The following is a 15,066-nucleotide window of genomic DNA, read 5'->3' as shown; positions in this document are numbered from 1 at the left end:
TTCATGAGTAGTACCGTTTTGTCTCAACATTCTCACACCGAATCCAAATCCCGCCTGTTCTGGCAGGGAACCGTCGCCATGCTGCCGCTGAGCGTGGCTGTTTTGCCCTGGGGGCTGCTGGCTGGGTCATTCGCGATTGATGCCGGACTCAACCCGTTTGAAAGTCAGGCACTGTCAGCCATTTTGTTTGCCGGATCGGCGCAACTGGTTGCGACCGGTATGATCAAAGCGGGCGCAGGTTTGATGACGATGCTGATCACGACCCTGTTTATTACCTCGCGCCATTTTCTCTACAGTGTGTCGATGCGCAGCAAAATCAGTCCACTGCCGACACGCTGGCGTTTAGCGTTGGGCTTTCTGTTAACCGATGAGCTGTTTGCGCTGTGCGGTCAGCAAAGTGAACAGCAATTCAATCGCTGGTATGCGCTGGGAGCAGGGCTGAGCTTCTATCTGATCTGGAACCTCGCGACTCTGGTCGGCATTATCGCTGGCAGCTACATTCCGGCACTGAACGAACTCGGCTTGGAATTTGCGGTTGCCGCCACTTTTATCGCCATCGTGGTGCCGAACATTAAGAGTTTGCCAGTGGTGGTGTCGGTGGTGGTGGCGCTGCTACTGTCCGTTGGCCTGACGGTGCTCCGTGTGGATGGCAGCCTGATGATTGCCAGTGTCGGCGCCATGCTGGCAGGCTACGCGACTGAGCAACTGCAAGGAGGTCAGGCATGATCATGTTATCGATTCTGGCCATGACGGCACTGGTGTTCATGAGCCGTTATCTGTTTCTAGAACCTAAACTGCCACTGCGCCTGAGCCCGGGTTTACAACGGTTACTCAGTTATTCCGGCCCGGCAGTACTGACCGCTATCTGGGCTCCCATTGTGTTTACGCATGAAAAATCGCTGTGGCTGGAAAGCACCAACCCTTACATCTGGGCCGCGTTGTTGGCAGGTTTGTTGGCGTGGCGAACCAAGAACGTACTGCTGACGACCGTGGTCAGTATGGCGGTGTTTTTGCTGCTGAACTTGGTGGTCTTCAGCGCCTAACATTGGCTGGATTGCAAAAGAAAAAAGGCTAGCCTATTCGGCTAGCCATTCAATTTCGAGTAAGGTTTGTTCGCCGCATTTCAGGCGGCCGAGGAACACATCCCCCGCGTGCACAACCCCAACACCCTGCGGCGTGCCCGTCATGACGATATCACCGTCAAACAGCGTGGTATACGATTGCAGCTCTTGCAGAATCATTGCTGGTTTGAACATCATCTGTGAAACACCGCCACACTGCACACGCACGCAGTTGATGAACAGCTCAAGCGACAACTGTTCAATATCGAGACCAGCGAGCGACACAAAGCGGCTGAAGACCGCAGAACCATCAAACGCCTTGGCGCGCTCCCACGGCAGCTGCTTTTGTTTGAGTTGCGATTGCAGTTCGCGCTTGGTCAGATCCAATCCGAGTCCGACACCCACATACTGGCCGTTTTCAACCACGAAGCAGATTTCTGTTTCGTAATGCAGTGGCTCTTCATGAAAGGCTCGCAGCGTACTGGAAATACTGCTGTTGGGTTTGTTGAATACCACCATCTGATCCGGGATGGCATTATTCAGCTCTTTGACGTGTTCCACATAGTTGCGTCCGACGCATAAAATTTTGGACGGGCTCACTGCTTGCTCTTCGAAACGAACCGCCTTCATATCTCTTCCTTGAATGATGATTGAGCGCAAAGTGTACCGTATCCCACTCAATCGCCAACAAAATTAGCGCGCGCGATGTCAAAATTCTGATCCTTGGCAAACTCTTATCCGTTGAGTTTACCAATCACCTTTTCACACAACTGTTTGAGCGTCACCAGTTCTTCGATATCGAGGTCGAACTTGCACACCATCGACTTCGGTACTGCCAAAGCCTGTTCGCGCAAAGCCGTTCCCTGCTCTGTCAGGCACAACTCGCGTGCACGCTCATCGGTCAGACTGCGACGACGCTCCACCAGCCCTTTACCTTCCAGACGTTTGAGCAGCGGCGTCAATGTGCCGGAATCCAAATGCAGTTTTTCACCCAACGTTTTCACGCTGATGGCGTTTTGCTGCCACAGCACCATCATCACCAGATATTGCGGATAAGTCAGATCCAGCGTTTCCAGCAACGGGCGATAAGCGCGCACCACCGCGTTCGCCGCACTGTAAAGCGGAAAACACAGCTGGTTGTCGAGCAGTAACAGCTCGTCATCACTGACAGGAAAAGGGTTCTGGGAAGGAACACAACGACTCATCTTCATCACTCACAATTAAATTGTGCACAATATACTTGCATTCCATCTCAAGATCGATTTAATATTGCTAACAATTAGATTGCACACAACTTAATTTTACACAATATATATTCCCAAAGGAGCAACATCATGAGTACGCTATACACAACAAAAGCAACCGCACTGGCTGGCCGTAACGGTAAAGTTTCAACGGATGACGGACTACTGTCACTGGAACTAAGCTATCCAAAAGAGATGGGCGGTACTGGCGCTGCCACTAACCCGGAACAACTGTTCGCTGCGGGTTACTCGGCTTGCTTTTCAAACGCAATTCTGCACGTAGCACGTGAAGCGAAAGTAGCACTGAAATCAGCCCCGGTTACCGCTGAAGTCGGTATTGGTCCGAACGCGAGCGGCGGCTTTGCCCTGACGGTGAATCTGGAAGCGACGCTGGATCTGCCAGAAGCGCAAGCGGTTGAGCTGGTGAAAACGGCGCATCAGGTGTGTCCTTATTCAAACGCAACGCGCGGCAACATCGCCGTGGGTGTAATTGCCAATGGTGTAAAAATCGCCTAATTCGCTCTGTATTTGTACAAAAGCCCGCCAATCGGCGGGCTTTTCATTTTTCTTCAATAAAAACAAAACCTAAACGTAACAATCCAGAAATCAAACCGTCATTTAAAAAACCTACCTTACTCTCAACCAAACGATAGAGCATCGAAGCTCGTAAACTATGAATAAGGTAATAACAATGAAACAAGCAGCAGTAGCAACCGCGATTTTCGCAGCACTAGTTTCTGGCTCAGCAATGGCGGCAACTGTTTATAAAGCAGATGGTACAGAACTTAAAGTTGGCGGCCGAGCTGAAGCTCGCTTCAACGTATCAGACAACAACGAATCTGACGCAACGGCAACAGAGTCAGGTTCAACGAAATTTAAAGACAAGTCACGTGCTCGCGTAAACCTTGTGGGTAAATCTCAGTTTTCTGACAACCTGTACGGCTTTGGTAAATACGAAGCTGAATTCGATGGCGACGAAAACCTGACTAACCGTTACTTCTTCGCGGGTGTGGGTACTTCTATCGGTGAATTCTCATACGGTAAACAAGATTCAGCTCAGGTTATGCTGACTGATTTGACAGATACCATGGCAACGTTCGGTGCAGATGCTGCTGACATCGTGACGGGCAACAAAGACAAACGTCAGAACAACTTCCTGTACACCGGTAAATTCGATTCTCTGACCGTGAAAGCCAACTACCTGGCAGCGGATGAGAAAGAACTGAACGGCGACGAAAACAGCAGCTACGGCGTAGCAGCAATGTATAACTTCGGCATGTTCACTCTGGGTGCGGGCTACGTTGGTCAGGACAACGATGACAAACAGTACAACCTGGCAGCAGAAGTTAAACCAATCGACACGCTGACTCTGGCTGCTCTGTTTGCTCAAGGTCAGAAGAGCGACGACGATTACATCGCTTACGAGCTGTCTGCAAAATTCAAAGCGACGAAGCAACTGGATGTGATTGGTGTGTACAACTACCAAGAAAACCAAGATGCTGATACTGACGGCGAAACAGCAAACAACTTCGCAATCGAAGCTGTGTACAAGTTCGACGCTCACATCCGCACTTACGCAGGTTACAAGTTTGAACAGTTGAACGACAAAGACGACCAACTACAAGCTGGTATCCGCTACGATTTCTAATCGGCTCTCGATACTCCCAAGGATACTTACTGTCCTTTTGGCCAAGCATTCGCTTGGCCTTTTTTGTTTTTGATTCACGCCATTCTCATCCGCTTAGAATTTTTATTGTGATTTCTATCACATCCCATTTACTTAGCGTGCTAACTAAATTATATTACTTAGCACGCTAAGTATTTAGGGAAGCATCATGATTCAAGACATCAACAGCCTTTACGAGCTGACTCTGGCTGAAAAACTCGCCCGCGTTTCGCGTTTGTGGAAGATGGTGGCTGACCGCGAGCTGGCTCCTTTGGGCCTGACACATCCTCGCTGGACCGCACTATGGAAACTGCAACGCCTTGGCGACAACATCAGCCAGAAACATCTTGCCGAAGCGCTGGAGATAGAACTGGCGTCATTGATGCGCACGCTCAACCAACTCGAAGAGCAATCACTCATCACCAGACACTGCTGTGCCAGCGATAAGCGCGCACGTATTGTCAGCCTGACCGAACAAGGCCGCATCATGATCAAGCAAATGGAGACGCGTATTCTTCAGGTTCGTCGCCAACTGCTTATTCACATCAACGATGAAGAGCTGCTCAAACTCGGTCAGATTCTGGAGCAGATTGCCAACAATGCCCTCGAATCACTTAGCGAAAAGTCAGATAACCTTTAATTAAGAGAAATAAACTCCCATGACACCCGATCAGAAATTCGCACGCTGGATCAAATACTCCAGCTTCGTGTTTGTCTTCGTCTTTGCTTATTTTCTCGTTGCCGACCTTGCGATGCCGCTCACACCGCAAGCCATGGCGACCCGTGTAGTCACCAAAGTGTCACCACGCGTTAGCGGACAAATTTCAGAGATTTACGTCAAGAACAACCAGACCGTGCACAAGGGCGACGTTCTGTTCCAGATCGATCCGGCGCCGTATCAGCTGGCGGTAGAACAAGCTCAGCTCAACTTAGAGCGCACGATGCAAAGTAACGATCAGCTGGATGCGTCAATTGTTGCCGCACAGGCTGACGTGACCGCAGCGGTGATCGTTTCCGACCAGAAAACCCGCGAATACAACCGTTTAAATACCCTATTTAATCGCAACGGCACCTCGCAACAGCTACGTGATGATGCGCAAAGTTCCGCCACCGCCGCGAAAGCCAACCTGGCGGCCGCACGCGCTCGCCTGAAAGAGCTTCAGGTTAGCCGTGGCAACACTGACGATTCAAACGTCAGCGTTCGTGTTGCTCAGAACCAACTCGACCAAGCCAAACTGAATCTGTCTTACACCAAAGTGATGGCAGAAAATGATGGCGTGGTGACCAACCTGCAACTCGAAGCCGGTACTTACGCGGCGGCGGGTAGCCCGCTGATCGCTCTGGTAGATAACCAGGTGGATGTGATTGCCGATTTCCGAGAGAAGAGCCTGCGCCATCTGAGCACCGACAGCGATGCGCTGATCGCGTTTGACAGCAAACCGGGTCAGGTATTTGAGGCGCGTGTAAGCAGTGTCGATGCCGGTGTGAGCTCCGGTCAGTTTGATGCCAACGGCCTGCTGGCGTCACCGACCTCTTCAACTCGCTGGGTACGTGACGCGCAGCGTATGCGTCTGCATCTGGCGCTGAGCGATGAACAGCTGCAAAAACTGCCAGCGGGCGCACGTGCGACCGTCCAGTTGTTGCCGGAAAACAGCGTGTTTAATCTGCTGGCGAAAATCCAGATCCGTTTCCTGAGTGCTCTGCACTACATCTACTAAGCAGGTGATGGCATGAGACTATGGGACCATCCGTTGTCGGAGAACGATCTCCGGCAATGTCTGCGTATCGCCACAGGTGCCACACTGGGTTTCACCTTTAATAAGTTGATGGGGTGGAACTACGGGGTGTTCTACACCGTCACGCCGATGCTGCTGCTCGGTATGGTGCCGGTAATGAGCGCCCACGCGGCACGCCAGTTGCTGGCTTCTGCTGTGGTATGTGGTTTGGAAGTGGGAATTCTGGGCGGCTACTTCGGTACGCATCCGGGCATGATGACCATCATCGCCTTCTTTCTGTTTCTGTATAAGTTTGCCTGTATGTCAAAAGGCAGCCTGTTTCTGTTCGGTGCCAACAGCATCATCAGTCTCAGTATTATGCTGCACTTTGCCAGTTACCCGACCACCGATCTCAACGACCTGATTTTTGGCAATATTTTTGCCACCGTCTTGTCGGTGATGATTGCCTATCTGGTGACGTTTGTGATGCCGGATGCCGAGCCTCGTCAGCCGCCACCGCGTCCGACGACGCCCAAGCAGTCGCACCGTATGCGTCACGAGGCGTTAATGGGCGCGACCATCACCACGTTGTCGTTTGTCGTATTTCAGGTGTTTGATTTGAGCGATTCCCTCTCGGCGCAAGCCACCACCATTCTGCTGCTGTTTCCGATGCACTGGAACGGCGCAATGGGATACGCACGCAAACGCGGTATGGGGACGATTCTCGGTGTGACATTTGGTCTGGCCGGGCAATTGCTGTTGTACGATTGGTCTGACTTACTGTTGTTTGTGGTGCCGCTGCTGTGGATTGGCGCCATGGTATTCAGCTACATGCACGTGAAAGAATCCAGCGGCTCTGGCGCCGGATTTGGCGGCCTGACGACGCTGGGCATTCTGTTTGGTCAGTACCTCAGTCCGGGCGGCGATCTGGTCTACAGCGCGCTGTATCGGGTCAGCAGTATTTTCTTTGCCATTGTGGTCACGCTGATGATCACCTATCTGGTCCACCGCATCCTTAACAGCTTCGAATCAACCCGATTCGGGCCGATGGAAGGTTAAGTAACACCCCCATGACGCTCTGTGGCAAAAATCGCAGAGCGTCATATCTCCCTCTTCAGCCTTGTGCTATCGTCTGCGCAAACCAATAGATGACTCACAAGGAAATCAGTCAGTCATGATGCATTCCCTGCACAGCTTCGTTGAAGCGGGCGTTCGTTACACGCCGTACACCTTTTCTGTCCCGTTGGATTATCAGCAACCTGAGGGCGAAACCCTCACGGTATTTGCCCGCGCCGTGACATCGGCCAGCGGCAATGATGAACACAAACCCTGGCTGGTCTATTTTCAGGGCGGTCCGGGCTTTCCGGCGCCGCGCGCCAGTGCCAGCAGCGGCTGGATGAAACGCGCGCTGCAGCAGTTCCGAGTGCTGTTATTGGATCAGCGTGGCACCGGTCAAAGCAGCGTGGTTAACCACCAGACACTGGCAGGCAAAACGCCGCAACAGCAAGCGGAATATCTGAGCCACTTTCGCGCCGACAACATCGTACGCGACGCCGAGTTCATCCGTCAGCAATGGGGCGTTGAACGCTGGGCGATACTTGGCCAGAGCTTTGGTGGTTTTTGTTCGCTGACCTATCTGTCGCTGTTCCCTGAGAGCCTGCTACGCAGCTACATCACGGGCGGCGTACCGTCATTGTCACGTCAACCGGATGACGTCTACCGCGCCACCTTCCAGCGCACTCTGGACAAAAACGCCGCGTTCTTTGCTCAGTTTCCTCAAGCGCAGGCGATGTGTCAGCGCATTGCCGATCACTTGCTCGCTAACGACGTTCGCCTGCCAAACGGCCAGCGTTTTACCGTTGAGCAGTTCCAACAGATCGGTATTCATTTCGGTATGAGTGATGCGTTTATGCCGACCTACTTCACGCTGGAAAATGCGTTTATCGACGTCGATGGCAAAGAGACTCTGCGCTATGAATTTTTGCAGCACATGATGATGGACCAAGGGTTTCAGACCAACCCTATCTACGCGATTCTGCACGAAGCCATTTATTGTCAGGGTTTTGCCTCACAATGGTCGGCGCATCGCATGCGTGATGCCTTCCCGGAGTTCCATTACCAATCGGGGCAACCGTTCCTGTTTACCGGCGAGATGGTGTTTCCGTGGATGTTTGATCTCTACACCAATCTGCTGCCACTGAAAGACGCTGCGCAATTGCTGGCGGATAAAGCGGACTGGGGTCAGTTGTACGATGCCGGCGTGTTGGCGCGCAACACCGTTCCGGTCAGTTGCGCGGTGTACGCCGACGACATGTTTGTCGAAATGGACATCAGCCGCGAAACGCTCAAGCAGATCCCAAACAGCAAAGCGTGGATCACCAACCAGTATGAACACAACGGGTTGCGTGCCGATGGCGAACACATTCTCGACACACTGATCGCCATGGGTGAGCAGACGGCGGCGAACCTCGGCCAACCACTGTTGTAACACCGTTTGAGAATTCAATGAGCAGGCTTCGGCCTGCTTTTTTATCTCTGCCTACCACCCGGACTCGCCATTTCCGGCAGTGTAATCTTTTTAGTGATTGACCAAAATTCAGCACTGCTTCACAGTAGCTTTTCCAGACACAACAAGGATACGTCATGCCTGTCGCCAGTTTTCTTCAACTGCTCGGATTGGCCGCCATTTGGGGTGGGTCATTTCTGTTTTTACGTATTGCCGCACACAGCTTCGGCCCGGCCTACCTGATTGAAGCCCGGGTCGGATTTGCCGCTCTGAGCCTGCTGTTGATTGGCCTGTATCTGAAAAAATCACTGCCGTTTCGCCAGCACTGGCAACACTTTATGATTCTCGGCCTGTTCAACAGCGCACTGCCGTTTCTGCTGTTCGCTTATGCGGCGCAAACACTGAACGTGTCTACTTTATCCATTCTCAATTCCACCGCGCCGATTTGGGGTGCGGTCATTGGCTATGTGTGGCACAAAACGCCACTCAGCCCGAAAGCCATTGCAGGTCTGCTGATTGGTGTCGCGGGTGTGTCCGTGATTGTCGGCCTCGACCATTCGCTGATCGGCACTGATGCGGGATTGCCGATTGTGGCGGCGACCATGGCTGCATTCTGTTATGGCATTGCGACCAACTACACCAAAAACGCGCCGGCGATCTCGTCGTTTGATAACTCGCACGGCAGCATGTGGGCAGCTTCGCTGTGGGTGCTGCCTTTGTTGCCATTCATCCCAATGCGGGAAACACCAAGCGGGATTGAAGTACTTTCCGTGCTGGCACTCGGCATCATCTGTACCGGCCTGGCTTATCTGCTCTATTTTCGACTGGTGAAAGAGATCGGCCCGTCGCCGACTTTGTCCGTGACTTTTTTGATCCCGGTGTTCGGTATTTTGTGGGGCTATCTGGTGCTTGGCGAAACCATTGGGCTTAACACGGTACTCGGCACGGCACTGGTACTGGCGGGCACCATGATGGTAACCAACTTTTCGCCGCTCGCATTACTCAGAGCGCGAAAACAAGCAGCATCAATATAAGCAAGAGCGGGGCCGGTTGGCCCCGTTTTTATGGCTGCGGTTTGAAGCGCTGGCGAAATTCACGCGGCGTCATCTGCTTATATTTGAGAAACAGACGGTTGAAGTTGGCCTGATTGGTAAACCCGGCCTGCTGTGCCACCAGCGATACCGGAAAATCGGTGCGAATCAACAATGAGCACGCTTTACCGATGCGAACCTGGGTGATGTAGCGATTGACTCCCTGCCCCATCAGGCGTTTAAAAAAGCGTATCAGTGTGCTTTCGCTCATCCCCACATCCTGCGCCAGCTCGTTCAGCGCCAGTGGCTGAGTATAGTGAGCGTGAATACGCTCCAGCAATTGCGACAACAGACGCTGCTCTCGCCCGTGGGTTTCAGCCAAGCTGGCACCGCCCTCAACGCCCAGCGTCTGCAGTTGTTCGCACTCCACCAACGAGGCCAGAATGCTCAGCAGCAACGTGGAACGCCGCGCCGGAGCGGCCACGTCCAACTGCTCAAACATTGGCAGCAACGAAGCCGCGAACATGTTTGGAAAGGCCACACCGTGGCGAGCCTGCTTAAACAGCGTATCGAGCGGGCTAAATTCCGGAAATGAACGCAGCAGGTTATCGACCCACGCTTGGTCAAACCACAACACGTACACTTTTTGTGGCCGCGTCGGGTCCAGGTGATGTTGTGATTGCCAGGTATGCGGAATATTCGGTCCCACCAACGTCAGATCCGCATGATGATAATCGCTGATATTGTCGCCGATATAGCGCTCGCCAGCGCTGTTGAGCGTCAGGGTCAGCTCATATTCGGGGTGAAAGTGCCACTCAAACGGAATGGTCTCCAGTTCCCGAATCAGTAACCGCCAGGAACTGTCGTCCCGGTATTCCACTTTTTCAAACTGCGCACGCATGATTTTCTACAATACTGACTTCATGATTACTTTATTTTGATGGAATAGTATTATTTTTTGCCAAGATTGCATCACCCATTTAGCGGCAAATTGCCAGAATGTGATCAGGCGAAATCGTGTGTGCTCCTGATATTTCACCCCCACCCCGAAATTCCATACACGGTTTCGCTTTTTAAGCCTTTCACTGCCCTGCGCGACGCTTCTCGGAGCCATAATTGCTCGCTTCGGAATTAACATCACAGCAACAGTATGCATAAAGAGTCATAATTCATCACTTTGCTCAATCAAACAGGAATTCTGGGTTGCATGAAGTTATGGAATTATTCGCGGCGCGCGGTGTGCATGACACTGCTGGGAGCTAGTGCGCTGAGTGGTTGCTCGGTCACACCAACCGGCCCGATTGCCAGTTACAGCGACAATGCCCGTCAGGTCAGTCAGCAGATTAATGGCCTGATCAGCGATTACAACGCCTCTGCGCGTAATGAAGTGCTGGCCACCTTAACCACCAGCCCCAACAAAGTCACCAAGCAATCGCTGCAAACCGCCGCGCAAGCGGGCCTTGGCAACCTTGATGGCAACGCCTTGTATCAGGCAAATCAGGCATTGCTGACCTATTCGCAGGCGTTGTATCAGTTAAGTACTACCGCCTCCAATCAGGAGATGGCGCGCGCCGGAGTCAAACTAGCGGATGCGTTATCTGATCTCGACCATGCGTATCAAACGTGGGGGAAGGCATCCGTCATCAGTGATGAACAGGCCGCACGCTCGAGTCGCATCATCAGTGAAGCGTTCGCGGTTTACACCGACCGTCAGCGTGCCAAAGCCATTCGCGATCTGGTCATGGCCGCAGACCCGCTGGTTCAGTCTCTCAGCCGCCACGTCGCAGAACAGATATTGCGCCAGGATTTCAGCCAGCGGCTGGAAGTGGCGAAAAATATTGAGCTCAGCCTTTATCTCACTGCGGTCAATAACACCACGCGTCAGGATCTGTTACTGCGGCGTCAGGCCGTCGAACAAAGTTATCAGCGCTATTCAGCGATGCTGGCCAGTTTGGCTTCGGTAGAAAGCAGTGCCCGCGCCTTGCATGAAATGGCCAGTGCGCACCATGTGATTGCCAGTGAAGTACAGGCTGGTCGCTTTGATTCCAGTCGGATTATTGATGCTGTCCAACATCTGAAACGCACACACAAATTGTTCTCGTCAGTGGAAGATATGGTCAACACTTGTTTAAGCCAGGTCATCATTGACCAGAACGGCGCTCGCTGTCCTGAGTAAGGAGGGAACCATGAATCAAGCATCACTCAAACAACAGCTTTATCTGTCTCTGTTGCAAATCGACGATTTGATGGCAGTGATGAACGTAGCCACACCGGAATACGATGAACTGTGGCAGCAGCAGGATACGTTGCGCCAACAATACACCGCACTGGTGATTGAATCACTGCAGGACACCGGCCAGATTCAGGATGCGATGCAAGGGCTGGAAGAGCTTTGTGATGAAAGCCGCCGCGTATGCGATGAGCTCAATGAGAATGTGGCGTCTTTAGCGGGTATCGCGCGCGTTATTCGCTCGGCTGGCAAGGTGACCAAGACGCTCGCCAAGCTGGTGACCTGAGTGTGCCACTTGTGCTCAACTTAAGTGGCACGCTGAAAAATAAGCGCGTGTCACTTCCTTCTCTTCGATAGGCCCTATACCTTTCATTCATCCCGCCAATATCGCAGAACGCTTAAGTGCAAGCTTATGCACATAAATACAAATATTCGACTAAATATGCACCAATTTATTGCCATGTAAAGTCAAAAATCCCCCAGATTATCAATGGTTGAGAATCGTGAACATTGTTGCATGGATAAGCTTATATGTTGCCAAGTTACATACAAGCGCATTAATTCACTATTAAATTGTTATAAATCGGTTAAAAATAGCGAATAAATAGTGAGCATGATCACAGCGATGGATAGGTATTGTGAAATTACTTTTTTATTTTGAATTGCGCCTGCTACCCTGCCGCTCGCTTTGAAATGATGTCGAAGTGCATAAATATAAGGAGTGTTCAAGATGAATACCAAGAAGCCGATGTCGCTCACCAGCCGTGTAATTCTGGGTATGGTAGCCGGTATCTTGACAGGGTTTGCTATTCGCACCCTGTTTGCGGACAACGGATTTGTGGACGCATATATTGTTAATGGATTATTCGAAGTTGGCGGCAAGATCTTCATTGCCAGCCTGAAAATGCTTGTTGTGCCACTGGTTTTTGTTTCACTGGTGTGCGGGACAAGTTCACTGAAAGACCTATCTACGCTGGGCCGCATGGGCGGAAAAACTCTGGCGTTTTACATCACAACCACCGCGATTGCGATCACACTAGCACTGACTATGGGCACCATTTTCCAGCCGGGTGCAGGTGCGGATCTGACAGCGGCCAGCGGTTTTACCTCAGCAGAAGCACCATCGCTGGGTAAAGTGCTGATTGATATGTTCCCAACCAACCCAATCAACGCGATGGCAGAAGGTAAAACTCTGCAAGTGATCGTGTTTGCAGTGCTGTTCGGTATTGCCATCAGTGCAGCAGGTAAACCGGGTGAACGTATTGCGGCTGTGTTTAACGATCTGAATGAAGTGATCATGAAGCTGGTTGCGCTGCTGATGAACGTTGCCCCATACGGCGTGTTCTTCCTGATGGCGAAACTGTTCACCGGTCTCGGTCTGAGCGCGATTCTGAATCTGGCTGAGTACTTTGTGGTTCTGGCGGCAACGCTGCTGATCCACGGTCTGGTCACTTACAGTGTTATGCTGAAGAGCTTTGCGGGCCTGAGCCCAATTACTTTCTTCCGCAAGATGGAAGACGCAATCATGTTTGCGTTCTCAACTGCATCATCAAACGCGACCATTCCGGTCACCATGGAAACGGCGAAAAACCGTTTCGGCGTCGACAACAAAATTGCGTCATTCACTATCCCTCTGGGTGCGACAGTGAACATGGATGGTACGGCTATCATGCAGGGTGTTGCGACCGCGTTTATCGCCCAGGCCTTCAACATCGATCTGTCGATGGGTGACTACCTGACCGTGATCCTGACGGCGACACTGGCGTCTATCGGTACTGCGGGTGTTCCGGGCGTAGGTCTGGTTATGCTGGCGATGGTTCTGAACCAGGTGGGTCTGCCACTGGAAGGTATCGCCCTGATCATGGGTGTTGACCGTCTGCTGGATATGATTCGTACCGCGGTAAACATTACTGGTGACAGTGTGGTCACCTGTATCGTGGCGAAATCAGAAAACGCACTGGATGAAGCCCGCTTTTATGACCCAATGGCGGGCGCAAAAGAAGAAGAAGTTCATCTGAAACGCGCGTAGTCATCGTGTTAAAAACCCCGGCTTGCCGGGGTTTTTTATTGCCTGTCGATCAGTCAGATTCGATACACCTCACACTTAGCGGGGAAAATAGCTTCTAAAATTTGTGTAATTTCCGCAGCTTGGAGCACAGATTATGAAGCGAGTTTGGCTTGGCCTGATCCTTGTCTCGTCCCTGTTTTCATCGTTGTGTTTTGCGTCTGCGGCGCCTGAATCGACCTTACCGCTAACCCGCTCCACTATCGGTTATCTCTCACTTCTTCTATTTGGCCTGGCGTATATTCTGGTCACGCTGGAAGAGTACCTCCAGCTGAAAAAATCCAAGCCAGTACTGCTGGCAGCTGGTCTCATCTGGGCAATGATTGGCTATGTCTATCAGCAACACGGCATGGCAGACATTGCCCGCGAAGCACTGGAATACAATCTGCTGGAATACGCCGAGCTGTTGCTGTTTCTGCTGGTTGCCATGACCTACATCAGTGCCATGGAGGAGCGGCGTCTGTTTGATGCGCTGCAAGCCTGGATGATCGGCAAAGGGTTTAATTTCCGCTCACTGTTCTGGATAACCGGGTTGCTCGCGTTTTTCATCTCCCCGATTGCCGATAACCTGACCACCGCCCTGCTGATGTGCGCTGTGGTCATGAAAGTCGGAGGCAAGAACGACCAGTTCGTTAACCTTGCCTGCATTAACATTGTGATCGCCGCCAACGCAGGCGGTGCGTTCAGCCCGTTTGGCGACATCACCACACTGATGGTGTGGCAGGCCGGGCATGTCTCTTTCATGCAGTTTATGGATCTGTTTGTGCCTTCGATCGCCAACTATCTGGTTCCGGCGATGGTCATGTCGCTCTATTTGCCGAAAGAGCAGCCGGATTCGGTGTATGAACAGGTAGAACTCAAACGCGGCGCGCGGCGCATTGTGCTGCTGTTTGTGCTCACGATTATCACCGCGGTCAGTTTCCATGCGCTGTTCCACTTCCCGCCAGTGATGGGCATGATGATGGGACTCGCCTATTTGCAGTTCTTTGGTTACTTTCTGCGTAAAACGCTGGCCAGTTCGCTGGCGAAGAAAACCGCGCTGGCGATTGCCAACAACGACGAAGCGGCGCTGCGCCGCATTGGTTCGGTAGTACCGTTTGACGTATTTCGCCGCATTTCGCACGCCGAATGGGACACTTTGCTGTTCTTCTACGGAGTGGTGATGTGTGTCGGTGGGCTGAGTCTGCTTGGTTATCTGGGGCTGATTTCCGACGTGATGTATTCCCAGTGGGATCCGGTGTGGGCCAACGTGATGATTGGCTTCCTCTCTTCTGTGGTCGATAACATTCCTGTGATGTTCGCCGTTCTGACGATGGAGCCCACCATGTCTATCGGCAACTGGTTACTGGTGACACTGACCGCTGGGGTTGGCGGCAGTCTGCTGTCGATTGGCTCGGCCGCAGGAGTAGCGCTGATGGGCGCCTCACACGGCAAGTACACCTTCTTTGGTCACCTGAAATGGACGCCGGTGATTATTCTTGGTTACGCCGTGAGCATCGCCCTGCATCTGTTGCTCAATCAACCCCTATTTATGAGTATGTAGTGCGC

The 15,066-nt window shown here is 52.1% G+C and carries 16 protein-coding genes; 13 read left to right on the top strand and 3 right to left on the bottom strand.

Annotation, left to right across the window (positions count from 1 at the left end):
- The first annotated feature begins 3 nt into the window (after positions 1 to 3).
- Together LGV68_RS07770 and LGV68_RS07765 are read left to right on the top strand one after the other, a co-directional pair.
- On the top strand, positions 4 to 726 hold the full coding sequence (locus LGV68_RS07770; protein ID WP_061055330.1) for an AzlC family ABC transporter permease: 723 nt from the start codon (positions 4 to 6) through the stop codon (positions 724 to 726).
- Entirely contained in the window at positions 723 to 1,043 is a 321-nt protein-coding gene (locus tag LGV68_RS07765) for an AzlD domain-containing protein (protein ID WP_020328822.1), read from the top strand. Before LGV68_RS07770 ends, LGV68_RS07765 begins: the two co-directional genes overlap by 4 nt.
- A gap of 33 nt (positions 1,044 to 1,076) precedes the next feature.
- Here the strand turns inward: LGV68_RS07765 and LGV68_RS07760 are convergent, their stop codons facing one another.
- Entirely contained in the window at positions 1,077 to 1,691 is a 615-nt protein-coding gene (locus tag LGV68_RS07760) for a fumarylacetoacetate hydrolase family protein (RefSeq protein WP_061055329.1), read from the bottom strand.
- Between the two features lie 104 nt (positions 1,692 to 1,795).
- Positions 1,796 to 2,266 carry a MarR family transcriptional regulator gene (locus LGV68_RS07755; protein ID WP_052075059.1) on the bottom strand — a complete coding sequence of 157 codons (471 nt, stop codon included), beginning with the start codon at positions 2,264 to 2,266 and terminating at the stop codon, positions 1,796 to 1,798.
- A gap of 129 nt (positions 2,267 to 2,395) precedes the next feature.
- Here LGV68_RS07755 and LGV68_RS07750 point away from each other — a divergent pair, with 129 nt between their 5' ends.
- The 7 genes from LGV68_RS07750 (at position 2,396) to LGV68_RS07720 (ending at position 9,226) form a co-directional block, all read left to right on the top strand.
- Complete coding sequence (locus LGV68_RS07750) at positions 2,396 to 2,821, top strand: organic hydroperoxide resistance protein (protein ID WP_020328819.1); 426 nt, start codon at positions 2,396 to 2,398, stop codon at positions 2,819 to 2,821.
- A gap of 175 nt (positions 2,822 to 2,996) precedes the next feature.
- Positions 2,997 to 3,953: a porin gene (locus tag LGV68_RS07745; RefSeq protein ID WP_020328818.1), complete on the top strand. Its 957-nt coding sequence runs from the start codon at positions 2,997 to 2,999 to the stop codon at positions 3,951 to 3,953.
- 187 nt (positions 3,954 to 4,140) lie between these two features.
- A complete protein-coding gene (gene slyA / locus LGV68_RS07740) occupies positions 4,141 to 4,611 on the top strand; it encodes a transcriptional regulator SlyA (RefSeq protein WP_020328817.1) in 471 nt (156 codons plus the stop codon).
- Between the two features lie 19 nt (positions 4,612 to 4,630).
- A complete protein-coding gene (locus LGV68_RS07735; protein WP_020429523.1) occupies positions 4,631 to 5,689 on the top strand; it encodes an HlyD family secretion protein in 1,059 nt (352 codons plus the stop codon).
- 12 nt (positions 5,690 to 5,701) lie between these two features.
- Positions 5,702 to 6,745 carry a DUF2955 domain-containing protein gene (locus LGV68_RS07730; RefSeq protein WP_020429525.1) on the top strand — a complete coding sequence of 348 codons (1,044 nt, stop codon included), beginning with the start codon at positions 5,702 to 5,704 and terminating at the stop codon, positions 6,743 to 6,745.
- Positions 6,746 to 6,860: 115 nt separating this feature from the next.
- Positions 6,861 to 8,174, top strand: coding sequence for an alpha/beta fold hydrolase (locus LGV68_RS07725; RefSeq protein WP_202643268.1), 1,314 nt, complete (start codon positions 6,861 to 6,863; stop codon positions 8,172 to 8,174).
- A 155-nt stretch (positions 8,175 to 8,329) separates the two neighbouring features.
- Positions 8,330 to 9,226, top strand: a complete 897-nt coding sequence (locus LGV68_RS07720) for a DMT family transporter (RefSeq protein ID WP_075989972.1) — start codon at positions 8,330 to 8,332, stop codon at positions 9,224 to 9,226.
- Between the two features lie 28 nt (positions 9,227 to 9,254).
- Here LGV68_RS07720 and LGV68_RS07715 read toward each other — a convergent pair whose 3' ends face one another.
- On the bottom strand, positions 9,255 to 10,124 hold the full coding sequence (locus LGV68_RS07715; protein WP_222768023.1) for an AraC family transcriptional regulator: 870 nt from the start codon (positions 10,122 to 10,124) through the stop codon (positions 9,255 to 9,257).
- 306 nt (positions 10,125 to 10,430) lie between these two features.
- Between LGV68_RS07715 and LGV68_RS07710 the strand changes: the two genes are divergently transcribed.
- From LGV68_RS07710 to nhaD, 4 genes are all read left to right on the top strand, one after another.
- Positions 10,431 to 11,399: a hypothetical protein gene (locus LGV68_RS07710; protein WP_252536452.1), complete on the top strand. Its 969-nt coding sequence runs from the start codon at positions 10,431 to 10,433 to the stop codon at positions 11,397 to 11,399.
- Positions 11,400 to 11,409: 10 nt separating this feature from the next.
- Positions 11,410 to 11,739: a hypothetical protein gene (locus LGV68_RS07705; RefSeq protein ID WP_222799439.1), complete on the top strand. Its 330-nt coding sequence runs from the start codon at positions 11,410 to 11,412 to the stop codon at positions 11,737 to 11,739.
- A gap of 444 nt (positions 11,740 to 12,183) precedes the next feature.
- Positions 12,184 to 13,482, top strand: a complete 1,299-nt coding sequence (locus LGV68_RS07700; protein ID WP_020328808.1) for a dicarboxylate/amino acid:cation symporter — start codon at positions 12,184 to 12,186, stop codon at positions 13,480 to 13,482.
- Positions 13,483 to 13,615: 133 nt separating this feature from the next.
- A complete protein-coding gene (nhaD, locus tag LGV68_RS07695) occupies positions 13,616 to 15,061 on the top strand; it encodes a sodium:proton antiporter NhaD (protein WP_252536451.1) in 1,446 nt (481 codons plus the stop codon).
- The last annotated feature ends 5 nt before the right edge of the window (positions 15,062 to 15,066 follow it).

Source organism: Vibrio sp. LQ2 (assembly GCF_023920125.1).
Lineage (GTDB): Bacteria > Pseudomonadota > Gammaproteobacteria > Enterobacterales > Vibrionaceae > Vibrio > Vibrio fluvialis.
This window is presented reverse-complemented; position numbering and strand designations above follow the sequence as displayed.

What these genes read in the sequence shown, in the direction of transcription:
- LGV68_RS07770 (WP_061055330.1), top strand. Translation starts at nt 4, where the DNA reads ATGAGTAGTACCGTTTTGTCTCAACATTCTCACACCGAATCCAAATCC.
- LGV68_RS07765 (WP_020328822.1), top strand. Translation starts at nt 723, where the DNA reads ATGATCATGTTATCGATTCTGGCCATGACGGCACTGGTGTTCATGAGC.
- LGV68_RS07760 (WP_061055329.1), bottom strand. Translation starts at nt 1,691, where the DNA reads ATGAAGGCGGTTCGTTTCGAAGAGCAAGCAGTGAGCCCGTCCAAAATT.
- LGV68_RS07755 (WP_052075059.1), bottom strand. Translation starts at nt 2,266, where the DNA reads ATGAGTCGTTGTGTTCCTTCCCAGAACCCTTTTCCTGTCAGTGATGAC.
- LGV68_RS07750 (WP_020328819.1), top strand. Translation starts at nt 2,396, where the DNA reads ATGAGTACGCTATACACAACAAAAGCAACCGCACTGGCTGGCCGTAAC.
- LGV68_RS07745 (WP_020328818.1), top strand. Translation starts at nt 2,997, where the DNA reads ATGAAACAAGCAGCAGTAGCAACCGCGATTTTCGCAGCACTAGTTTCT.
- slyA (WP_020328817.1), top strand. Translation starts at nt 4,141, where the DNA reads ATGATTCAAGACATCAACAGCCTTTACGAGCTGACTCTGGCTGAAAAA.
- LGV68_RS07735 (WP_020429523.1), top strand. Translation starts at nt 4,631, where the DNA reads ATGACACCCGATCAGAAATTCGCACGCTGGATCAAATACTCCAGCTTC.
- LGV68_RS07730 (WP_020429525.1), top strand. Translation starts at nt 5,702, where the DNA reads ATGAGACTATGGGACCATCCGTTGTCGGAGAACGATCTCCGGCAATGT.
- LGV68_RS07725 (WP_202643268.1), top strand. Translation starts at nt 6,861, where the DNA reads ATGATGCATTCCCTGCACAGCTTCGTTGAAGCGGGCGTTCGTTACACG.
- LGV68_RS07720 (WP_075989972.1), top strand. Translation starts at nt 8,330, where the DNA reads ATGCCTGTCGCCAGTTTTCTTCAACTGCTCGGATTGGCCGCCATTTGG.
- LGV68_RS07715 (WP_222768023.1), bottom strand. Translation starts at nt 10,124, where the DNA reads ATGCGTGCGCAGTTTGAAAAAGTGGAATACCGGGACGACAGTTCCTGG.
- LGV68_RS07710 (WP_252536452.1), top strand. Translation starts at nt 10,431, where the DNA reads ATGAAGTTATGGAATTATTCGCGGCGCGCGGTGTGCATGACACTGCTG.
- LGV68_RS07705 (WP_222799439.1), top strand. Translation starts at nt 11,410, where the DNA reads ATGAATCAAGCATCACTCAAACAACAGCTTTATCTGTCTCTGTTGCAA.
- LGV68_RS07700 (WP_020328808.1), top strand. Translation starts at nt 12,184, where the DNA reads ATGAATACCAAGAAGCCGATGTCGCTCACCAGCCGTGTAATTCTGGGT.
- nhaD (WP_252536451.1), top strand. Translation starts at nt 13,616, where the DNA reads ATGAAGCGAGTTTGGCTTGGCCTGATCCTTGTCTCGTCCCTGTTTTCA.